This is a genomic window from Acinetobacter genomosp. 33YU, assembly GCF_001990725.1.
GTDB classification, from domain to species: Bacteria; Pseudomonadota; Gammaproteobacteria; order Pseudomonadales; family Moraxellaceae; genus Acinetobacter; species Acinetobacter seifertii.
The window spans coordinates 354,498-377,850 of record NZ_LFZQ01000004.1; the positions used below are offsets into that span (position 1 = coordinate 354,498).

Genomic DNA, 23,353 nt, shown 5'->3' on the forward strand with positions numbered 1-23,353 from the left:
CATCACCCCTATTATGATGGGTAATTAAAATTTATGAGATTCTCCCATGCGTGTTGATGTTTGGTCTGATGTAGTTTGTCCTTTCTGTTACATCGGCAAAAAACGCCTTGAACATGTCGCGGCTGAAGCTGGTATTGAACTTGATATTCATTGGCATAGTTTCGAACTAGATCCAAATGCACCAGCAACACATGACACTTCAAATACTGAGCGTTTAGCGAAAAAATATGGCCGTACCTATGAAGAGATGGAAGAAATGGAGCGCAACATTGCGGCCATGGCTGCCTCTGAAGGAATCGACTTCCAATGGCAAAAAGCCAACTCGGGCAATAGCTTTAACGCTCACCGCATTATTCACTTAGCCCAAAGTAAAGGCTTAGGTAACCAAGCGAAAGAAGCCTTTTTCCATGCTTATATGACTGAAGGTTTAGCGATTGGTGAACGTGAAGTGGTAGAAGAAATTGCTTCTCGTATTGGCCTTGATAATGCCGAAGTTGAATTCGTATTAGATACAAATGAATTGGCTGATTTCGTTCGTCATGACGAAAAAATTGCGCACGAGCAACTCAACGTAACTGGCGTACCATTCTTTGTATTTGATCAAAGAGTTGCGCTTGCAGGTGCACAGCCTCGTGAAGTGTTTTTACAAGTGTTAGAACAAGCACAGCTCAAGGCAAATACTCAAGAAATCGAGCAAGATGATGCGGCTGTTTGTAATGATGAAACATGTGATATTCCACAAAATAAACAGTCTTAACTGTAAAATGTGAACAAATCGTATGTTTTATCACCGTTTTAGCAATAGAGCGTTCTAAAAAAAGAACTATTCAATTGTTTAAAATGCGTTTATGATTGCCACTTAGAATATTCGCGCTGTAATGTTCTGTTTTTTATGTGTTTAATGATCGGAATTTGAAGTTTCCCTGATCTAAAATCCCCCTAGTTTGGGGGATTTTTTTTGCTTAAAAATTCTCGCTACTAGCTTAAACTTTTTCATTTAATTCAAATATGTAAAAAAAGTTAAATTTACTTAACTTTTGTGTCGTCCTCTTGATTTTATTAGAAAAATCAACAAAAGTGACAATAACAACAAAACATAAAGATAGATATGAAAACATTTCACGTTATTACGTATCGGCAGCTTTTTGCACTTGTAACATTAGGATTTGGTTCAGTGTGCATGGCTCATGCAGAAATAAATTCTTCGTCAACTCAGCAAGTAGAGAGTTTGCCATCTGGAGCTCAAACTCAAGAAAATAAAGATGAAAATCTTTTAGACCAAATCCCAAGGTGGATTGATGCAACTCCAACGATTTTTCCTGAGCAGTCCAATCACCCTATTGTTCCACCAATGGAACAAACTGAAGACCAGACTTGGTTTGATCGCAAGCAAAAGAAAATCCGCAATTGGGCCGATCATACATCTGAAAAAATTGACAACTGGTTTGGTGAAGTCGACCCTCAAAAACCAGCAACAGCAACGATTCGTGTCATGGTTGATAACTATTGGAATGAGTACGATAACTTTGAAATCAAGCCCAGAATTCGCGGTAAGATCAAGCTTCCTACACTAGAGAAACGTTTGAGCGTAGTATTTGGTGATGACTCATTAGATAATGAATTTAATAACAGTCCAGCCAATATCAACCAGAATCCAAATCAAGATTCAAACAAGAAAATTGATGCTAAACGCACACGAGATGACAATAGTTCAATCGCGTTACGATGGTCAAATTTCTCTAAAAAATTACCGTTTGAAACAGATGCCGACTTGGGTATACGTTCTGGAGACGACGTGTATGTCCGTTTAAAAGCATCAAGAGATTGGCAACTCCGTAATGATTTTAAATTTTATGCAGAAGAAATTTATCGATATGGTATTCATAGCGAAAATTATTTACGTACTAACCTAGAACTCACCCATGCTCGTCCAAATCAGCCAATATTATCAAATCAGTTCAGCTTAACGTATGCCGATGATCAAGATGATGATTTAACATGGGAGAACCGACTTTTCCGTGAACATAGTTTCTTTGCAAACAACCGTTTTAACTACGGTATTTATACCGGCGGTTATTACAATAGTAACGATTTACGTTTAAATAGTTGGGGACCATTTGTCTCATGGCGCCAACCTCTTTTACGTGAATGGTTCTTTGTACAAGGCGACGTCAATTACTTTAATGACCACCGTGAAGATCGTAATCATTTCGTGAGTACTTTCTTGCGTTTAGAAGCGCTGTTCTAATTGCTACGGACCACCTTGGAGGTTGCCTCCAAGGTGGTGAAAAATAAAATACTTTTAAATAAAAATTTAAGCTTTTTCACTTACAATACTGAGCTAACTTTTGATTCCTGATTTTCAGAAAAATGAATCAATTCTCTTCTTTCCCATTTGAATATAAATCTAAAGCCTTACTTTGTATTTATAGTTTAGGTATGCTGGTTTTAATTCCTCATACGCAACTTTTCTCTACTTCTTTCAAGCATCCACGCTCTACAAGACGATCTCTACATTCTTCTACGCTATTTATCAAAACTCCAAGATTCTCAGCTTTTTCTACCCACTCGCCCTGTGAAGTAGAAACAAATAATGATTCAGATGCCGCACTGATTCAGGACTTAATGGCCGTATTTGGAAATGATACGTTATGGAATCGTGCAAGCCAACATAAGCATCCTTATAAAACCTTGGGTAAGAAAAAGAAGAAAGCTTCGACCCCTCGTATTTCAGTCAGTAATCCACTTACTGCAAGTTGGGATACGATTTCAACATGGATCCCTTTTGAAAATAATCTTGATTTAGGCTCAAACTCAGAAAACGATGTTTATGTACAATTTTTGGCAAAGAAAAAATGGAATTTGAGACATAATATGAGCTTAGATACAGAACAGGTATTTCGCTACGGTTCTACTAGCCGGAACTACACCGAAACAACGCTAAACTTAACGCAGAAAATGCAGGACAATACTCTTTTTGCTAGTAAATTTAATATTAATAAAAGTGAAAATGAAGACTATAGTTGGGGTAATTGGACTTTTCAGCAATACGAGTTTGTAAAAGATAATCGTCTCACTTACGGCGTTTATAGTGGTGGCGTATATGCTAAAAATGACATTCGAGTAAATAGCTGGGGGCCTTATATTTCATGGCGCCAACCTATATGGCGAGATTGGATTTTTATGCAAAATGATCTTAACTTTTTTAACCATATTGATGATGACCCTAAGCATCAATTGAGTGTGCAAATGAATCTAGAAGCTAGTTTTTAGCCAAAAATCATTAAGTTGTGGATAACTCTTTCTTTATCCACAAAAAAGCCCCTGACAGTTCAGAGGCTTTTTTATATCGAAAAATTATTTCAACAACAAGCTATTAATACGCTTCACATAAGCAGCTGGGTCTTCTGGTAAACCACCTTCAGCAATCACAGCCTGATCAAAAATCACGTTCGCCAAATCATCAAATTGTTCCGAGCCTTCAAGTTTTTTCACCAAAGGATGCTCAGGGTTAATTTCTAAAATTGGCTTGATTTCAGGAACAGCTTGACCTGCTTGTTTCAACATACGAATAAGTTGAGGAGACAATTCACCTTCACTTGTTACTAAACACGCTGGAGAGTCGACCAATCGGGTTGTTACACGTACTTCTTTAGTTTTGGCTTTCAATGAGTCACTTAGCTTTTCAACCACAGGCTTAAATTGTTCAGCCGCTTGCTCAAGTGCCTTTTTCTCTTCTGCATCTTGCAAGTCACCTAAATCAACTGCACCTTTAGAGACATTCTTCAATGGTGTACCGTCAAACTCTTGAACAAAGTTCATTGCCCATTCGTCAACACGCTCTGCCATTAACAATACTTCAATGCCTTTTTTCTTAAACAACTCAAGCTGTGGTGAGTTTTTAGCAGCAGCTAAGCTGTCAGCAGTCACATAATAAATAGCTTTTTGGCCTTCTTTCATGCGAGCTTTATAGTCTACAAAAGAAGTTACGACTTCATCATTTGTTGAAGTTGCATAACGTAATAATTTTAAAATACGTTCGCGATTACCAAAGTCTTCACCCAAACCTTCTTTAAGTACTGAGCCAAACTCAGTGTAGAACGCTTTGAACTTTTCTTGGTCTTTTTCATCTTCTGATTTAGCCAAACCATCAAGTACAGTCAATACACGGCGTGCATTACCTTCACGAATTGTTTTAACGTCACGGCTTTCTTGCAATAACTCACGGCTCACATTCAGCGGTAAATCTGCACTATCCACCACACCTTGTACAAAGCGTAAATAGTTTGGAATTAAGTTATCTGCATCATCCATAATGAAGACACGTTTTACATATAGCTTAATTCCCGCTTTTGCTTCACGTGTAAAAATGTCATGAGGGGCTTTGCTTGGAATATAAAGTAATTGGGTATATTCAGTACTACCCTCAACTCGGTTATGCGCCCAAGCGAGTGGTGCATCAAAGTCATGCGTTAAGTTTTTATAAAACTCAACATATTGCTCATCTGTCACTTCACTTTTGTTACGAGTCCATAAAGCACTTGCAGAGTTAATCGCTTCCCACTCGTCAGTTTTGACCATTTGGCCACCTTTAGGCTCTTCACCCTCAGCGACTTCCTCTTCTTGCCAAACTTCTTTTTGCATTTCAATTGGCAAACTAATGTGGTCAGAGTATTTGTTAACGATCTGCTTAACTTTATAAGATTCTAAATAATCAAGCGCGTCATCACGCAAGTGAAGAATAATGTCAGTACCACGTGAAGCTTTATCAATTTGCTGAACTTCAAACTCGCCAGTACCACCACTAATCCAACGTACACCTTCAGATGCATCTGAGCCTGCACGACGTGATTCAACCGTAATTTTGTCGGCAACAATAAAACCTGAGTAGAAACCAACACCAAACTGACCAATCAACTGAGCATCTGCTTTCTGGTCACCCGTCAATTTTGACATGAAGTCTTTAGTACCAGATTTTGCAATGGTACCCAAGTTATCAATTGCTTCTTGTTGGCTTAAACCAATACCGTTATCAGAGATCGTTAAGGTTTTATCTTCTTTATTTAAGCTGATTCGTACATGTAAATCTGGATCATTTTCATAATATTCAGGATGATTGATTCCTTCAAAACGTAACTTATCACATGCATCAGATGCATTAGAGATCAGCTCACGCAAGAAAATTTCAGGGTTAGAATAGAGAGAATGCGTCACTAAATGTAAAAGCTGTGCTACTTCTGCTTGGAAACTATAATTTTGTGATGCTTGTTCACTCATAAATCACTCCTTAAATTTTGAAGTCTGTTTGTTCTCGAATGCTTTATGAATGGAGTATTTCTAGAATTTTTCAATCCTGAATATTAAAAAATTTTACTTTAATTAAAATGGGCCATGGCTTAACACTCTATCTTGCAGGATAGAATCCAACTGTTGTTGTCTCTGCTGATAAGCTTTGGAAATACAACTAACGTTGGCAGCACAGGCATTTCTTTTTTTCAACCATTGTTGTTGAGTATCTTTTTGATTATCTCTGCCTCCCATCGGTAACGCATGTAAAACAATTTGATAGGTCGTTGCCATTTTCACATCTGCATCATTTAAAGAACGGTTTTTACAAATACTCAGTTCTGTCTTAGTTTTTGCAGCATTACACGAAAAACTAGCAGCCTGTACATTATGGGCAAAAGCCATACCACTAAAAAGTGCTAGAGCTATGGCAAATTTTCTATTCATGAGATTATTCCTTTAAAGATATATAAAAAATAGTTTAAAAATAAAAGGTGAAAGAATATGTAGAAAACTGTCTGTTTTATGCTTTTTTTTAGTGATATTAAAAATAAAAAACCTCACATAAAATCTATGTGAGGTGCCTGAGTCTAGGTTTGTTATTATATTCTTTCTATTTATTATTATGCTTAAAATCTATAGCTATAACCTAAAGTATAAACAAACGGATTAATATCTAAATCAAACTTAGCACCATTTGTTAAAGTAACTTCTGGACTAATATCGGCATAACGAACATCTACAAATACTCCCCAGTTTTTCGCATCAGCAGGCTGAAAGTTAAAACCAACTTGCCCTGCTACACCAAAATCTTCTTTTACTTTGTCAGCAACGCCTTGCTCATCCCAAGGAATAAATGCTGTCGCCCCGATACCAATATACGGTGTGAAACGAGTTGAATTTTTAAAATGATATTTTGCAGTAATTGTTGGTGGTAATTGTTTAATACGCGCAACATTCTTACCATCTAATAAAACATCATGATTGACTGGCGCTGCTAATAATAATTCAGCCGAAAAAGGAGATTCGCCAAAAAAGTATTCAACTGATGGTGTAAATGCATATTCATGATCAGCTTTTACTACACCTAAAGCAGTTGTTGTATCGTCAGATGGAGCAATAACACTACCACCAAATTTTACTTGCCAATTACCAGCAAAAGTAAATGAAGACATCCCCATTAATGCAATAACCAACGCTTTTTTGAACACTTTAATATCTCCAACCTTATTTATATTTATAATAAACATTTATTTTAAATTGATGCAACACCTATTATAAAATTATTTTTATATTTATTTTTAAATAACTGTTTTAAATAAAATTATATATTAACCAACTATTTTAATTGGTTTTTATTCCAACCTTATTAATCAGAATTATTTTATATAACCAACCTTTTTAATATACTTTTAATTCCGAGCATTTTAATATAATTTATTTTGAATACATGTTTTATTTATTCCATAAAAAAAGCCTTCTTAATGATCACCTTTAGATAATTATTAAGAAGGCTTTAAATTTAATATATTATGAAAAATTATAAAATCATAGCTGCAATCCAGCCAAAAATGAGTAGAGGGATATTAAAATGAATAAATGTTGGAATAACAGTATCCCAAATATGGTCATGTTGCCCATCAACACCTAAACCAGCTGTAGGCCCTAGCGTTGAATCAGAAGCTGGAGAGCCTGCATCACCTAAAGCCGCAGCTGTACCTATCAGTGCAATCGTTGCTAATGGTGAAAAACCAAACTGTACGCATAAAGGAACGTAAATCACTGCCAAGACAGGGACACTAGAGAAAGATGAACCAATACCAATCGTGACAAACAAACCAATACAAAGCATTAAGAAAGCAGCCAGGGCACGATTGTCCCCAATAATTTCAACCACACCTTTTACCAGTTGATTAATATCACCCGTATGCGTCATGACTGATGCAAAACCCGCAGCAGAGATCATAATAAAGCCGACTAGTGCCATCATTCGCATACCTTGTACGAACACATCATCTGCATCTTGCCATTTAAAAATGCCTGCTGTAGACAAAATTGCGAAGCCGACTAGGCCACCTAAAATCATTGAGCCAGAATAAAGCTGTGCAACTAAAGTGAGACCTATCGCCAGTAAAGCCATGAAAATTGTTTTTTTCGCAATGACAGGAGCTTGTTCTGCTTCATGTTTAAGTTCTTCTGCATCTGCTTTTAGATCTGCTGTTTCATCTTGTACTGTTGCACGTAGAGGTTTATCTAAATCAATCGTGGTTACAGGAGTAATAGCTCGATCAGCATAAATTCTTGGTTTACGGTAACTAATAAATACCGCAACTAAAGTGCCTAACACCATACCTAAAACTGGAATTGCCATACCAATTGGCATCATGCCTCGTTCTACATGTAAACCATAAGCAGCACCGATTTTGTTGATATTTCCCATCAAAATTTGTTCAAGGAAAATCGCACCAAAACCAACAGGTAGAAAAATATAGGTACCTACCAAGCCCAAAGTCAGAATACAAGCTGCTGCGCGGCGGTCTAGTTTCAAGTGATTCATGACTCGTAATAATGGCGGTACGAGTACAGGAATAAATGCGATATGAACCGGAATCAGGTTTTGAGAGAAAATCGCAGAAATAAGTAGAATACCTAAGAGTAAATATTTTACCTTGGTTTCACGGCTTTTCCCCGCTTCCATTCCTAATAAACCAATCAGCTTATGGGCAAGTAGGTCAGGTAAACCCGATTTAGAAAGAGCAAGTGCAAAGGCACCTAATACGGCATAAGCGAGCGCAACTTCAGCACCATCACCAAGGCCTGCATTAAAAGCATCAACCGTTTGAGAAAGACTTAAACCCGAGACAAGACCACCAACAATGGCAGAAACCACTAATGTCAATACGACAGAAACGCGTGCTAGTGAGAGTAAAAACATCACAGCAATCGCCACAACAACAGCATTCATCAACAAATTCAGAACAAAATAAAAGGCGATATTCTATCAGATTCGCATCTACGAAGCCGAAAATATCGCCAAATTAGCAGTTTTGTATATTAAACAGTCACTTATTTGCTTTGTGATTGAATAAACTGACGAATATGAGCTGCTACTTTCTCAGCTTGACTTAAAATAGCCCAATGGTTTGCTTCAAGCTCAACATACTCAAAGTTTTCAACCCATTTTGGCATCGCTTCCGTAATGTATTCAGGGCTCACAAAAGTATCGTATTTTAAAATAATTGCTTTAACTGGACACTGTGCATAACGCTGACGGGGTGCTGTTAAGCGAGGAATAAAATTAGCACGATATAAATTAATCCCGTATTTACCATCAGCAGAAATATTATTATTTAACGGTAAATTATCTTTTCGCTCTAAGTCTTTTAATATTTTACCCCACTTTTCTGGGCTAAAAAGAGACCATACGGTTGGCGCGACAAATGGTAAATGGAAGGCACCGATATACCATGATTTTGTTAAAATTTTTAAGATCTTTGCAGGAGACGTTTTAAATTTATCTCTTAAGAACAACGCAGCGTGATCTAAACAAGGACCAGAAATGGTTGTATAAGATAACAAGCGGCCTTTAAATTTAGGTTCAGTTGCAGACTCCCAAGACTGAATCGAACCCCAATCATGTGCAGCCATATGGAACTGTCGATTTGGCAGTACTTCATCGACGACTTCTTTTAAATCTAAAGATAAGCGCTCTAAACGATAATCGCGTATCCGTTTAGGAATAGATGACAAACCCGCTCCACGGACATCATAAGTAACGATATAAAAATCATTAATTAAATATTCAATGACCGATTCCCATACTTCCTGATTATCAGGATAACCATGTACTAAAACTAAAGGGGTCTTTTTCTCATCGCCCCAAGCCTTGGCACATAGGGTTTGTTGATCAGTTGTTGTTACTGTATAAATCTTTGGCTGCATAATCATTTCCTATTTTGTTTTTCAATTGATCATGTCGTTAATCGGATAAAGCATTGCCATCAATATAAAAAAGATGATACTTATCTAGTATGACCAGTGTTGCAATAAAAAAAATTGACTATTATGGCTATTTTAAAAAAACTTCAGAACATTCCTTCTATCTCTAAATTCTTATTTAATTATTATCCTCCCTACCGTGGTGCAGGGATTCATATTGAAATCATGAATTTAGAACTTTGCCACGTTCGAGTAAAAATGCCCCTTAGCTGGAAAAACCAAAATTTAGTGGGAACACATTTTGGCGGTAGTCTTTATTCAATGGTAGACCCGTTCTATATGCTTATTCTTATGCACCATCTAGGACCAAAATATATTGTTTGGGATAAAGCAGCTGAAATTAACTTTTTATCACCTGGACGAAGTACCGTTTACGCTGACATTCGAGTCGACTTAGCAGAGATTGAGCAGATTCGAGAACTCGCCGAGAACTATGCGCCAGTTCTTAGAACATATCATCTCAATATTTTTGATGAATCTGGAGTAAGAATTGCTGAAGTACAAAAGACTCTTTACATCCGCCGCAAAAAAGCTAAAGCTTTCCACCAATAAAATAAGCGCTCAAAAGCGCTTATTTTATTTCAATAAATTCTATCTTTTCTCTTCATAGGCTGCACCAGCACCACCGCCGAGTGCACCACCAATTGCAGCGCCCGTATCACCACCAAAAATTGCTTTACCTACGACAGACCCAATACCGGCACCAATTGCGCTGCTTGTTGTCGAACTTTTATTACTACCTTTAGCATTTGCCCCCACACCGGCGCCTGCTGCTGCACCAACACCCGCACCTAGACCACCACCTACATGGTTACCTACGCCACCACCCACAGCCCCGCCTAATGCAGCAGCACCAATACGCTGATCAGATGGGCTCATATTCTGACAGCCAGTAAACATAACCGCAGATAATACTAAAGTAGACACTAAACCAATTGTTTTCTTCATGACCATACTCACTCCATTGTGCTCTATTCCAAGCATAATCTTCTTTTATGAGGGATTTTATGAGTTTGTGTTAATACACTGTTGTGGACGATTGATATTTTGTAAAAGCCTTATAGAATCGATAATTAGTTCATCTTAATGCGCTTAAATTAAGCAAAAAAAGAAGCCCTTAAAAACCTAAGAGCTTCTAATTTAGATACGATCAACGTAACTTAGTACTTCCCTTTTTTTTCCTCATAAGCAGCTCCAGCACTACCACCAAGTGCGCCGCCAGCGGCAGCACCCGCCTCACCACCAATGACTGCTCCACCTAAAAGCGCCCCTACACCTGCGCCAATTGCACTATTACGCGTAGTTTTACTATTCGAACCTTTTGCATTTGCAGCTACACCTGCACCTAATGCGGCTCCTAAGCCTGCACCAAGGTTACCACCCAAGCTTTTACCCACTGCACCACCAGCACCACCACCAATCGCAGCAGAACCAATACGCTTACTTTCTGGACTTGCGTTTTGACAACCTACAAACAAAGTGCTCGACATTAAACCCACACCTACAATCATCATCATTTTTTTCATTCGATTTACTCCAGTTTTCATAAGTAGGTAGCCTAATTTGCTTATGTGGAGTCTTTATCCCGCTTAAGTAATAAAATATTTGCTCTTTAATATTCTTATGTAATTACAACTTAAAATTGTTAAATAACTTTAAATAAAAAAGGCACCCTGAGGTGCCTTTTTTAATGCCAATCTAAACTTAGAATTGTTCTGAGTTTAATGCTTGGCTAAATGCTTGGTCTACTTCACTGAAGTCATTATGAAGCTCATGTTCTGCAGCTTCTGCTTCTTGACGACGACGCTCTAAGTGGTACGCAAGACCAGTACCAGCTGGAATCAAGCGACCAACAACAACGTTTTCTTTCAAGCCACGTAAATCATCTTCTTTACCTGTTACAGCAGCTTCAGTTAACACACGAGTTGTTTCCTGGAACGATGCAGCAGAGATGAACGAGTCAGTAGAAAGCGATGCTTTCGTAATACCCATCAATTGACGTTCAAACTTAGCTGGGAACTTGTTCTGAGCCAATACAGCTTGGTTCTCTTGAACAACGCGGATGTAATCCACTTGCTCGCCTTTGATAAAGCTTGTATCGCCACCATCAGTGATATCAACTTTACGCAACATTTGACGTACGATAACTTCAATGTGCTTATCGTTGATTTTTACACCTTGGAGACGGTAAACGTCTTGAACTTCGTTCACGATGTAGTTTGTTAAAGCAACTTCACCTTTCAAACGTAAGATGTCATGCGGGTTTTGTGGACCATCAGAAATAGTTTCACCACGGTTCACATGCTCGCCTTCAAACACGTTGATTTGACGCCATTTTGGAATCAACTCTTCGTAAATTTCAGAGCCGTCATCTGGTGTAATCACTAAACGGTTCTTACCTTTAGTCTCTTTACCAAAGCTTACGATACCAGACACTTCTGCCAAGATTGCATGCTCTTTAGGTTTACGCGCTTCGAACAAGTCAGCAACACGCGGAAGACCACCGGTAATATCACGAGTACGCGATGTTTCTTGTGGTACACGACCGATAACGTCACCCACACCAATTGTTTCGCCATCACGGACAGTTACAATTGTATTTTGTGGTAAGAAGTAGAACTGTTCAGTGCCATCAGTCATATCTAATACGATTGCTGGACGTAAATCTTTACCAGAAGCAGGACGTGCTGTTACAGGTAAGATTTCAACAGTTGTCATACCAGTTGCATCATCAGTTTTCGATGTTGCAGTTACACCATCAGCAATTTGGCTGAAACGCGCTTTACCAGCAACTTCTGTTACTAATGGATGTGTATGCGGATCCCAAGTTGCAACGATACCACCAGCCTCAACCATTTCACCATCTTTCAACAAGATGCTTGCACCGTAAGGAAGTTTATAACGTTCGCGCTCACGACCTAGCTCATCAGCAATACCAATTTCACCTGAACGTGAAACTGAAACTAAATGACCTTTCGCATGTTGTACAGTTTTCACGTTGTGGAAACGTACAGTACCTTTGTTACGTACTTGAACACTGTTTGCAGCAGAAGTTCGGCTCGCAGCACCACCAACGTGGAAGGTACGCATCGTTAACTGTGTACCTGGCTCACCAATTGATTGCGCAGCCATTACACCTACTGATTCACCTGGGTTCACCAAGTGACCACGTGCAAGGTCACGACCATAACAACGAGCACATACACCGAATGTAGATTCACATGCGATTACTGAACGTACTTTAACTTCATCGACACCAGCTTCTTCAAGCTGAGCTGCGATTTTCTCGTCAATTAACGTACCGCGAGGTAATACAACTTCATCATCAGATGCACGACGTACGTCTTCAGCAGTTACACGACCTAATACGCGGTCACGTAATGGCTCGATGACATCACCACCTTGAATGAATGGAGTCATCACCAAACCACCCGCTGTACCACAGTCAGGCTCGGTAATTACTAAATCTTGCGCTACGTCTACAAGACGACGAGTCAAGTAACCAGAGTTCGCAGTTTTTAATGCTGTATCGGCCAAACCTTTACGCGCACCGTGTGTAGAAATAAAGTACTGAAGTACTGTTAAACCTTCACGGAAGTTCGCTTTAATCGGTGTCTCAATAATCGAGCCATCTGGTTTTGCCATCAAACCACGCATACCAGCAAGCTGACGAATCTGCGCCGCACTACCACGGGCACCAGAGTCAGACATCATGTAAATGCTGTTAAATGATTTTTGCTTCTCATCTTCACCTTGTTTGTTTTTAACAACAGTGTAAGACAAGTTATCCATCATCGCTTTCGCAACTTGGTCGTTTGTACGCGCCCAGATATCGACAACTTTGTTATAACGTTCACCAGCAGTTACGAAACCTTGTTCGAACTGTTGTTCGATTTCACGAACTTCTGTTTCCGCTTTATCAATAATTGTGTGTTTCGTAGGTGGAATAAGCATGTCTTCCATACCTACCGATACACCTGAACGAGTCGCTTGACGGAAGCCCAAGTACATTAACTGGTCAGCAAAGATAACTGTATCTTTCAAACCAAGTTTACGGTAGCAAGAGTTGATTAACTTAGAGATGTTCTTTTTAGTCATCTCAAGGTTGATCATATCAAAGCTTAAACCTTGTGGAACAACTTCCCAAAGTAAGCAACGACCTGGTGTCGTATCAACGATAATCGTTTGGTGTTCACGCTCACCATTTTCATTGATAACAGTTTGATGCACACGTACTTTAACACGCGCATGAATCGCAACTTGACCAGTTGCAAGTGCACGGTTTACTTCGTGAGTATCAGCGAACACCATGCCTTCACCTTTGGCATTTACTGCATCACGAGTGATGTAGTAAAGACCCAAGACAACGTCCTGAGAAGGAACAATGATTGGCTCACCGTTTGCTGGTGACAAGATGTTGTTTGTTGACATCATCAATGCACGAGCTTCTAACTGTGCTTCAAGTGTCAATGGAACGTGTACCGCCATTTGGTCACCGTCGAAGTCGGCGTTAAACGCAGCACAAACGAGTGGGTGAAGACGGATTGCCTTACCTTCAATAAGAATAGGTTCAAATGCTTGAAGACCTAAACGGTGAAGTGTTGGCGCACGGTTCAACATCACTGGATGTTGACGAATTACAGATGCAAGAACGTCCCAAACTTCTGGAGTTTCACGCTCAACCATTTTCTTCGCAGCTTTAATGGTTGTTGCCTGACCTGAAGCTTGTAGTTTCGCGAAAATAAATGGTTTGAATAATTCAAGTGCCATTTTCTTCGGAAGACCACATTGGTGAAGACGTAAAGTAGGACCTACAGTAATTACCGAACGACCAGAATAGTCAACACGCTTACCTAACAAGTTCTGACGGAAACGACCTTGCTTACCTTTGATCATGTCTGCCAAAGATTTTAATGGACGTTTGTTAGAACCAGTGATTGCACGACCACGACGACCGTTATCAAGCAATGCATCTACAGACTCTTGTAACATACGTTTTTCGTTACGTACGATAATGTCTGGTGCTGCAAGGTCAAGAAGACGCTTCAAACGGTTGTTACGGTTAATCACACGACGATATAAATCGTTCAAGTCAGAAGTCGCGAAACGACCACCTTCAAGTGGAACTAATGGACGTAAATCTGGTGGAAGCACCGGAAGTACATTCATTACCATCCATTCAGGCTTGTTGTTTGAATCTTTGAATGCTTCCATCAATTTCAAGCGTTTAGACGCTTTTTTCAACTTCGTTTCAGAAGTTGTTTGAGGAATTTCTTCACGTAAACGTGAAATTTCAGCTTCAAGATCGATGTCTTTCAACAAGTCTTGAACAGCTTCCGCACCCATTTTTGCAACAAATTCGTCACCGTGCTCTTCTAGAGCTGTAAAGTATTCTTCATCATTAAGAAGCTGATACTTTTCAAATGGCGTCATGCCAGGATCAGTAACAACGTATGATTCAAAATACAAAACGCGTTCGATATCACGAAGAGTCATATCAAGTAATAAACCGATACGGCTTGGTAACGATTTTAAGAACCAGATATGCGCAACTGGTGAAGCAAGTTCGATGTGACCCATACGTTCACGACGAACTTTCGCTGTAGTTACTTCAACGCCACATTTTTCACAAATGACGCCTTTATATTTCATACGCTTGTATTTACCACACAAGCATTCGTAATCTTTTACTGGACCAAAGATTTTGGCACAGAATAAACCATCACGTTCTGGTTTGAACGTACGGTAGTTAATTGTCTCAGGCTTTTTAACTTCACCATGAGACCATGACTTAATCATTTCTGGTGACGCAAGACCAATACGGATACGGTCGAACTCAATTGGTGCATGACCATCTGAATCCGTTTTCTTACGCATGATATCGAGCAAGTCTTTCAATTTTTTTCTCCGTGTGTCGGGAAGCCTCGCTTACCCGACTGGGTCACAAATATTGTTTTTTCCTAAAAAATCGTGAGTCTTACGACTTAGTCACCATTTTTCAGTTCAATGTTGATACCTAAAGAACGGATCTCTTTGGTCAATACGTTGAACGATTCAGGCATACCCGGATCCATATAATGGTTACCATCTACAATATTCTTATAGATGCGAGTACGTCCTTCAACGTCATCCGACTTCACTGTAAGCATTTCTTGAAGGGTATATGCTGCACCGTATGCTTCAAGTGCCCATACTTCCATCTCACCGAAACGCTGACCACCGAATTGTGCTTTACCACCAAGCGGCTGTTGTGTAACAAGTGAGTAAGAACCAGTTGAACGCGCATGCATCTTGTCATCAACCAAATGGTTCAACTTAAGCATGTACATGTAACCAACAGTTACTGGACGATCGAACTGTTCACCTGTACGTCCGTCAAACAATACTGTTTGACCTGTACGTGAAATGTCAGCTAATTCAAGTAAATCTTTAATTTGACTTTCTTCAGCACCATCAAATACCGGAGTAGCCAAAGGCACACCAGCGCGCAAGTTGCCTGAAAGTGCTAGGATTTCGTCATCCGTTAAGCTATCAAGATCTTCTTGCTCGCCACCGACTTTGTTATAAATCTTGTCTAAGAATTCACGTAGCTCTAAAACTGTACGTTGTTCTTTCAACATTTTTTCGATTTTGTCACCAAGCCCTCTAGCCGCCATACCCAAGTGAGTCTCAAGAATCTGACCCACGTTCATACGAGATGGTACACCCAGTGGGTTCAATACGATATCTACTGGCACACCGTTAGCATCGTGTGGCATGTCTTCAACAGGTAAGATGTTAGAAACAACACCCTTGTTCCCGTGACGACCAGCCATCTTATCACCAGGCTGAATACGACGTTTAACAGCTAGGTAAACCTTAACAACTTTCAATACACCAGTTGTTAACTCGTCACCTGTTGCAAGCTTACGTTTCTTCTCAGCAAATTTTTCATCGATTTCTGCGCTCTTCTCTTTCAAGAATACTTGAATTTGAGTTAAACGCTCAGCGATTGCTTCATCTGTTGGTTGGATTTCAAGTAAATCAACAAGCTCTAAACCAGATAATAAATCTTCAGAAAGTTTATCACCGCGTTTAGTTGAACCACCGCCATTAGACTCTTGGCCTTTAAGTAAACGAATTACACGTTCACGAGCCGCTTCTTCAAAGATTTTATATTCTTCTTTCAAGTCTTTACGGTAAGAATCAAGCTGTGCTTTTTCAATCGCTAATGCACGGTCATCTTTCTCTAAGCCATCACGAGTGAAGACTTGAACATCGATAACTGTACCTTTAGTACCAGATGGAACACGTAAAGATGAATCTTTAACGTCAGCAGCTTTTTCACCAAAGATTGCGCGAAGCAATTTTTCTTCAGGAGTTAACTGAGTTTCGCCTTTAGGCGTTACTTTACCAACTAAGATGTCACCAGCAGTAACTTCAGCACCGATATAAACGATACCTGATTCATCAAGTTTAGAAAGCGCAGCTTCACCTACGTTAGGAATATCGGCAGTAATTTCTTCTGCACCTAACTTAGTATCACGTGCTACACATGACAATTCTTGAATATGAATAGAAGTTAAACGGTCTTCTTGAAGAACACGCTCAGATAACAAGATCGAGTCTTCATAGTTGTAACCATTCCATGTCATGAACGCTACACGCATGTTTTGACCAAGCGCAAGTTCACCCATGTCTGTAGATGGACCGTCTGCCAAGATGTCACCACGAGCAACTTTGTCGCCCAAATTCACGATAACATTTTGGTTAATACAAGTATTTTGGTTTGAACGTGTATATTTGATGAGGTTATAGATATCTACACCCGCCTCACCAGCAACCATTTCATCTTCGTTTACACGAATAACGATACGAGAAGCATCTACAAATTCAATTGCACCACCACGGTTTGCGATTACACACACACCAGAGTCACGTGCTACGTTCGCTTCCATACCAGTACCAACAAGTGGCTTGTCAGCACGTAAAGTAGGAACAGCCTGACGTTGCATGTTCGAACCCATCAATGCACGGTTCGCGTCATCGTGTTCAAGGAATGGAATAAGTGATGCAGCAACAGATACAACCTGCTGTGCAGAAACGTCCATATGCGTCACTTTTTCAGGTGGCATACGTACGAATTCACCTTGGTGACGAACAGAAACGAAGTCTTCTGTTAAGTTGCCATCTTTATCTACAGCAGAATCGGCCTGTGCAATAACAGTGCCTACTTCTTCAATAGCAGATAAATATTCAACCGCATCAGTTACACGGCCATCTACAACTCGGCGGTAAGGTGTTTCCAAGAAACCGAAATCATTCGCTTTTGCATATACAGAAAGCGAGTTGATCAAACCAATGTTTGGACCTTCAGGAGTTTCAATTGGACAAACACGACCATAGTGAGTTTGATGTACGTCACGTACTTCAAAGCCAGCGCGCTCACGTGTTAAACCACCAGGACCAAGCGCAGATACACGACGCTTATGTGTAATCTCAGATAATGGGTTGTTTTGGTCCATGAACTGAGATAACTGGCTTGAACCAAAGAATTCTTTGATTGCCGCAGCAACTGGCTTAGCGTTAATCAAGTCTTGTGGAGACAAGTTATCTGTTTCTGCTTGGCTTAAACGTTCTTTAACAGCACGCTCAACACGAACTAAACCAACACGGAATTGGTTCTCTGTCATTTCACCAACAGAACGTACACGACGGTTACCTAAATGGTCGATATCGTCTACTTCGCCTTTACCGTTTCGGATTTCAACCAATGTACGTAATACATCGATGATATCTTCGTGCGACAAAATACCTTCAACTTCACGAGACTTCTGATCAGTACCAACTTCGTAAGGACGACCTAAACGACGGTTGAACTTCATACGACCTACTGGAGATAAGTCATAACGCTCAGAAGAGAAGAATAAGTTGTTGAATAAGTTTTCAGCAGCTTCTTTTGTTGGCGGCTCGCCTGGACGCATTACTTTATAAATTTCAACTAAAGCTTCTTCACGTCCTGCTGTTGTGTCTGCACGCAATGTATCAGCAACAAAAGAACCACGATCGATGTCGTTTGTGAACAGGATGTTAAATTGCTTAACACCACCTTCCGCTAACTTCACCATCACTTCATGGCTTAATAACGTATTTGCAGCAATTACTTCACCATCACGTAAAGTAATATCTTCAGCAGTAATACGCTCATATAAGTATTCATCAGGAACTGAAAGCTTAGTTAAACCTGAAGCTTCCATTTGACGTACATGGCGCGCGTTAATACGTTTACCTTGCTCAACAATGACTTTACCTTCATTGTCAGTAATATCAAATTGAGCCATTTCACCACGTAAACGCTCAGGAACAAGGTCAATTTGATAACTGCCCATGTCTAGGTACACAGGTACTTTTTCGTAGAACAAATTCAAGATTTGTTCATTGTTATAACCTAGTGCACGTAACACAACAGTAGCAAGTAATTTACGACGACGGTCAATACGTACGTAAACTAGATCTTTCGCATCGAACTCGAAGTCTAACCATGAACCACGGTAAGGAATGATACGTGCTGAATATAACACTTTACCACTTGAGTGAGTCTTACCTTTATCATGGTCGAAGAACACACCTGGTGAACGGTGTAATTGAGATACGATTACACGCTCAGTACCATTGATTACAAAGGTACCATTTTCAGTCATGAGTGGCATTTCACCCATGTAGACTTCTTGTTCACGTACGTCTTTAATTGATTTAGTTTCGCGATCTTTAATAATCAAACGAATTTTTACGCGCATTGGTGCCGCATAAGTCGAACCACGTAAAATACATTCACGCACATCAAACTCAGGCTTACCAAGGCTATACTCAACAAATTCTAAAGCAGCATTGCCAGAATAACTTTCTATAGGAAAAACTGAACGAAATGCGGCCTGGAGACCGATATCTTCACGGTTTTTTGGAGATTTGCCACCTTGCAAGAACGTTCTATACGAATCGACCTGAATCGAGAGTAAGTACGGTGCTTCCATTACTTGGGGCAACTTACCAAAATTCTTACGGATCCGTTTCTTTTCGGTATATGAGTATGCCATCTGGAGTCCTCGGAAAGTAAACCAAGCCCGCCTGCAGAACGGGCTCAGAAGGAATTACACAGGCCGATATGGCCACCACTGCTTACAAATGCTGCAACTTTTAGTGGTACTAAAACACTTAACAATATTTTTTAAAAAGAAAAATATTGGTAAGCATTTGAAATTAATTGATTTATTTAGTTTTTTCTAAAAAATAAACAAAACTAACAAAAATCGAGCCGATTATTGTAACGCAAAAAGGCTGATGACCCAAGAGCCATCAGCCATTTTATGGAGCCGATTTAAAAACCGACTCCTTTTACAATTACTTAAGTGTAACTGTAGCACCAGCTTCTTCAAGTTTCTTCTTAAGTTCTTCGCCTTCTTCTTTAGAAACGCCTTCTTTAAGAACTTGAGGAGCACCTTCAACTAGGTCTTTAGCTTCTTTAAGACCAAGGCCAGTTGCTTCACGAACTGCTTTAATTACAGCTACTTTGTTAGCACCGAAAGAAGTCAACTCAACGTTGAATTCAGATTGTTCTTCAGCAGCAGCAGCAGCGCCACCAGCTGGAGCAGCAACAGCTACAGCAGCTGCAGATACGTTGAATTTCTCTTCGAAAGCAGAAATTAATTCAACAAGTTCAAGAACAGTTTTTTCAGCAACTGCATTTAAGATTTCTTCGTTAGTTAAAGCCATGAGAATAACTCCAAATGGATATTGAATGGTGTGTAAAATTGATTAAGCAGCTTCTGACTCGTTTTTCTCTTTGAGTGCTGTAATGAGGCGACCCAATTTCGAAATAGGAGCTTGAAGGACAGAGGCAAGCATAGTAAGCGCTTTCTCTTGGTTCGGAAGATTAGCAATAACGCTAACATCAGCACCTTGATAAACTTTGCCGTCAAATGCAGCAGCTTTTAATTCAAATGCTTTGTTAGTTTTAGCAAATTCTTCGAACAAGCGTGCAGCTGCACCCATGTCATCTTCAGAAGTTGAAAAACCTAGAATTGTTGGACCAACAAGGTTGTCGTTCAAGATATCAAACTGAGTACCTTGAAATGCGCGTTTAGCCAAAGTGTTACGTACAATACGTGTAGTTACACCTAACTTACGAGCTTCAACACGAAGTGTTGTTAATTGCTCTACGCTTAAACCTTGATAGTCAGCAACAACGGCTGCAAACGCTTTAGAAGCAACTTCACTTACTTCTGCAACGATCTGTTTTTTGTCTTCAATAAGAAGAGCCATTGTAAAACCTCCTAAGGTGATTTATGTACCCAATGGGCACACTCCCAGTTCGTAAGTCTTTCGACTTACACGCGGAGGAGGAACAAATCACACCACCGCGTCTACGCAGGCTGGTTTATTAAGAAAATCGCTATTCGAAAATAACGTCTTTTCGCCTGAGGTCTTTGACGCTGATAAATTCTCATTTATCAATTCAAAGTCCGCCTGATAAGTAATAGATAAAGCTTTACTCTACCGAAGCAAAAGCAGAAATAACTTTTCTGTTTTATGCTTAATCCTCATCAGGACTTTAAAATTCTTTACTTAACCAAGTTAAAACTTAGTTAGAAACGTTGTTTACATCAACAGTAAGACCAGGACCCATAGTTGAGCTCAAAGTGATCTTTTTGATGTATACACCTTTAGAAGTTGCAGGTTTTAACTTTTTCAAGTCAGCAACTAAAGTTTCAACGTTTTGACGGATAGCAGCAGCATCGAAGCCTAATTGACCGATCGCAGCATGGATAATACCCGCTTTGTCTACACGGTAACGAGCCTGACCAGATTTAGCGTTTTTAACAGCATTAGCTACGTCAGGAGTTACAGTACCAACTTTAGGGTTTGGCATTAAACCACGTGGACCAAGAATTGTACCGAGCTTACCAACAACACGCATAGCGTCTGGAGCAGCGATTACAACATCAAAGTCAAGGTTTCCACCTTGGATGCTTTCAGCTAGGTCATCAAAACCTACAACATCAGCACCAGCTTCTTTAGCAGCTTCTGCTTGCGCGCCTTGAGCAAATACAGCTACACGTACAGTTTTACCAGTACCTGCAGGTAATGTAGTTGCACCACGAACAACCTGATCAGATTTACGTGGGTCTACACCAAGATTTACAGCAACATCCAAAGATTCTTTGAATTTTGCAGCAGGTAGGCTGTTAAGAACTTCTACCGCTTCTTCCAAAGTGTAAACTTTGTTTGCTTCAACAGCAGCAGCAATGGCTTTTTGACGTTTAGTTAACTTTGCCATGTCTTATAGCTCCACTTCCAAGCCCATAGAACGTGCAGAACCAGCAATGGTACGAACACGTGCGTCTAAATCAGCACCAGTTAAATCTGGCTCTTTAGTAGTCGCAATTTCTTCTAACTGAGCACGAGTCAACTTACCAACTTTAGTTTTGTTTGGTACAGATGAACCCTTTTGGATACCAGCAGCTTTCTTAAGAAGAATAGACGCTGGAGGAGTTTTCATGATGAATGTGAACGACTTGTCGTTGTACACAGTAATCACTACAGGAATTGGAAGACCTGGTTCAACTTTTTGTGTAGCAGCATTGAATTCTTTACAGAATGCCATGATGTTTACACCGCGTTGACCTAATGCAGGACCAATTGGTGGAGATGGATTTGCTTTACCAGCTGGAACTTGCAGCTTGATATAGCCGTCAATCTTCTTAGCCATTTTAAAATACCTCTGGGTACAAGCGCCGCTAGGCTCCCCAATCTTTACGCAACACTACTGTTACAACAACAATGCCCGATAAAATCGGGCGCTTTTCAACCAATTGAGATTAAATCGTTTTTTCGACTTGACGAAATTCGAGTTCAACCTGAGTTGGTCGATTAAATACATTAATCGTCAACGTTAAACGTGACTTTTCGTATTGAACCTCTTCCACCACACCCTTAAAGTCAGTGAATGGGCCATCAATAACGAGTAATTCTTCACCTGGTTCAAACATCGTCTTAGGACGTGGAGCTTCACCAGTATTACGTACACGCGCAAGAATCGCATCTGCTTCACGTTGAGTGATTGGCGCAGGTTTTTCAGGTGTACCACCGATAAAACCTAATACTTTCGGACATTCTTTAACAATATGCCAAGTATCGTCATTCATTTCCATTTCAACTAACACATAGCCAGGAAAGAATTTACGCTCAGACTTACGTTTCTTACCATCCTTCATTTCCACCACTTCTTCGGTAGGAACAAGGACATCACCAAAGCTATCAGCAACAGCGCTACGCTGGATTCGTTCTGTAAGCGAACGCAACACTTGTTTTTCATAGCCAGAGTAGGCATGAATAATGTACCAACGTTTCATAGCTCTTTTACCCGATAATCAACTTAATTAACCAACCCAAACCATAGTCAAAGCACCATAAAACCAATGATGCAACAACTACAACCAATAGAACCTGCCACGATGTAGTGACTGTTTCTTGTTTTGTTGGCCAAGTTACTCGACGCAATTCGACTCGTGCATCTTTTAGCAAACGAACGAAGCCTTTACCTTGATGGGTGGCGTATAATAAACCTAAAGCCACAACGATACAAGCTAAAATTGCACCAACGCGGACCCAAACATTATTTGCAGGTGCCCAATACGCTGGCAAGTGCTGATTCACCATAGTAGCCGAAAGCAACAATGCAATTGCAATCACCCATAGAACAATATCTAGAGGCGAACCAGAACGAACAACTTCAGCAGAATTATTTCTTTGAGGAATTGGCGCGTCGCTCAATGCGTCACGCGATTTATCATTCGACATTTTTGTACTCGTCGTAGAACTCGCGACTTATTATATGAACAACTAAGCCAGCATCAAGCTTTTTATTTCAAAATATGGCAGGTCAGGAGGGACTCGAACCCCCAACATTCGGTTTTGGAGACCGACGCTCTACCAATTGAACTACTGACCTATAATGCAAGTTGAGAGCCAAAGCCCTCAACTTGAGACGTAATTCGTCACTATATTATGCTTATGCAGTTACTTTCGCAAC

The 23,353-nt window shown here is 39.9% G+C and carries 19 protein-coding genes and 1 tRNA gene; 4 read left to right on the forward strand and 16 right to left on the reverse strand.

Going from position 1 to position 23,353, the window contains the following annotated elements; genetic code table 11:
• Positions 1-46: 46 nt before the first annotated feature.
• From AC056_RS04575 to AC056_RS04585, 3 genes are all read left to right on the forward strand, one after another.
• Positions 47-757 (forward strand): DsbA family oxidoreductase, encoded by a 711-nt coding sequence (locus AC056_RS04575; RefSeq protein WP_039251221.1) that lies wholly within the window; start codon positions 47-49, stop codon positions 755-757.
• A gap of 351 nt (positions 758-1,108) precedes the next feature.
• Positions 1,109-2,248, forward strand: a complete 1,140-nt coding sequence (locus AC056_RS04580; protein WP_004699144.1) for a hypothetical protein — start codon at positions 1,109-1,111, stop codon at positions 2,246-2,248.
• Between the two features lie 122 nt (positions 2,249-2,370).
• Positions 2,371-3,273: a selenocysteine synthase gene (locus tag AC056_RS04585; protein WP_077162851.1), complete on the forward strand. Its 903-nt coding sequence runs from the start codon at positions 2,371-2,373 to the stop codon at positions 3,271-3,273.
• Between the two features lie 84 nt (positions 3,274-3,357).
• Here the strand turns inward: AC056_RS04585 and htpG are convergent, their stop codons facing one another.
• The 5 genes from htpG to AC056_RS04615 form a co-directional block, all read right to left on the reverse strand.
• Complete coding sequence (gene htpG / locus AC056_RS04590) at positions 3,358-5,277, reverse strand: molecular chaperone HtpG (RefSeq protein WP_077162852.1); 1,920 nt, start codon at positions 5,275-5,277, stop codon at positions 3,358-3,360.
• Positions 5,278-5,379: 102 nt separating this feature from the next.
• Entirely contained in the window at positions 5,380-5,733 is a 354-nt protein-coding gene (locus AC056_RS04595; RefSeq protein WP_004699150.1) for a lysozyme inhibitor LprI family protein, read from the reverse strand.
• A gap of 182 nt (positions 5,734-5,915) precedes the next feature.
• Entirely contained in the window at positions 5,916-6,497 is a 582-nt protein-coding gene (locus tag AC056_RS04600; RefSeq protein WP_004699152.1) for an OmpW/AlkL family protein, read from the reverse strand.
• 329 nt (positions 6,498-6,826) lie between these two features.
• Positions 6,827-8,251 carry a Na+/H+ antiporter family protein gene (locus tag AC056_RS04605; RefSeq protein WP_039255244.1) on the reverse strand — a complete coding sequence of 475 codons (1,425 nt, stop codon included), beginning with the start codon at positions 8,249-8,251 and terminating at the stop codon, positions 6,827-6,829.
• Positions 8,252-8,352: 101 nt separating this feature from the next.
• Positions 8,353-9,234 (reverse strand): alpha/beta fold hydrolase, encoded by an 882-nt coding sequence (locus AC056_RS04615; RefSeq protein WP_077162853.1) that lies wholly within the window; start codon positions 9,232-9,234, stop codon positions 8,353-8,355.
• A 117-nt stretch (positions 9,235-9,351) separates the two neighbouring features.
• Between AC056_RS04615 and AC056_RS04620 the strand changes: the two genes are divergently transcribed.
• Entirely contained in the window at positions 9,352-9,837 is a 486-nt protein-coding gene (locus tag AC056_RS04620; protein WP_077162854.1) for a DUF4442 domain-containing protein, read from the forward strand.
• A 39-nt stretch (positions 9,838-9,876) separates the two neighbouring features.
• Here AC056_RS04620 and AC056_RS04625 read toward each other — a convergent pair whose 3' ends face one another.
• From AC056_RS04625 to AC056_RS04675, 11 genes are all read right to left on the reverse strand, one after another.
• Positions 9,877-10,233, reverse strand: coding sequence for a hypothetical protein (locus tag AC056_RS04625; protein ID WP_025469071.1), 357 nt, complete (start codon positions 10,231-10,233; stop codon positions 9,877-9,879).
• 212 nt (positions 10,234-10,445) lie between these two features.
• Positions 10,446-10,811: a hypothetical protein gene (locus tag AC056_RS04630; protein WP_039255247.1), complete on the reverse strand. Its 366-nt coding sequence runs from the start codon at positions 10,809-10,811 to the stop codon at positions 10,446-10,448.
• 178 nt (positions 10,812-10,989) lie between these two features.
• Positions 10,990-15,183 carry a DNA-directed RNA polymerase subunit beta' gene (gene rpoC, locus AC056_RS04635; protein ID WP_004699163.1) on the reverse strand — a complete coding sequence of 1,398 codons (4,194 nt, stop codon included), beginning with the start codon at positions 15,181-15,183 and terminating at the stop codon, positions 10,990-10,992.
• An 86-nt stretch (positions 15,184-15,269) separates the two neighbouring features.
• Positions 15,270-19,358 carry a DNA-directed RNA polymerase subunit beta gene (rpoB, locus tag AC056_RS04640; RefSeq protein ID WP_004699165.1) on the reverse strand — a complete coding sequence of 1,363 codons (4,089 nt, stop codon included), beginning with the start codon at positions 19,356-19,358 and terminating at the stop codon, positions 15,270-15,272.
• A gap of 304 nt (positions 19,359-19,662) precedes the next feature.
• Entirely contained in the window at positions 19,663-20,034 is a 372-nt protein-coding gene (gene rplL / locus AC056_RS04645) for a 50S ribosomal protein L7/L12 (RefSeq protein WP_001229360.1), read from the reverse strand.
• A gap of 42 nt (positions 20,035-20,076) precedes the next feature.
• Positions 20,077-20,583 (reverse strand): 50S ribosomal protein L10, encoded by a 507-nt coding sequence (gene rplJ / locus AC056_RS04650; protein ID WP_001196213.1) that lies wholly within the window; start codon positions 20,581-20,583, stop codon positions 20,077-20,079.
• 319 nt (positions 20,584-20,902) lie between these two features.
• Positions 20,903-21,598 (reverse strand): 50S ribosomal protein L1, encoded by a 696-nt coding sequence (gene rplA / locus AC056_RS04655; protein WP_004699173.1) that lies wholly within the window; start codon positions 21,596-21,598, stop codon positions 20,903-20,905.
• A 3-nt stretch (positions 21,599-21,601) separates the two neighbouring features.
• Positions 21,602-22,030, reverse strand: coding sequence for a 50S ribosomal protein L11 (rplK, locus tag AC056_RS04660; RefSeq protein WP_001074682.1), 429 nt, complete (start codon positions 22,028-22,030; stop codon positions 21,602-21,604).
• A gap of 109 nt (positions 22,031-22,139) precedes the next feature.
• Positions 22,140-22,673, reverse strand: a complete 534-nt coding sequence (gene nusG / locus AC056_RS04665) for a transcription termination/antitermination protein NusG (RefSeq protein ID WP_003654499.1) — start codon at positions 22,671-22,673, stop codon at positions 22,140-22,142.
• 7 nt (positions 22,674-22,680) lie between these two features.
• Positions 22,681-23,121, reverse strand: coding sequence for a preprotein translocase subunit SecE (secE, locus tag AC056_RS04670; protein ID WP_004699177.1), 441 nt, complete (start codon positions 23,119-23,121; stop codon positions 22,681-22,683).
• Between the two features lie 75 nt (positions 23,122-23,196).
• Positions 23,197-23,272: transfer RNA gene (locus tag AC056_RS04675), tRNA-Trp, on the reverse strand.
• Positions 23,273-23,353: the final 81 nt, after the last annotated feature.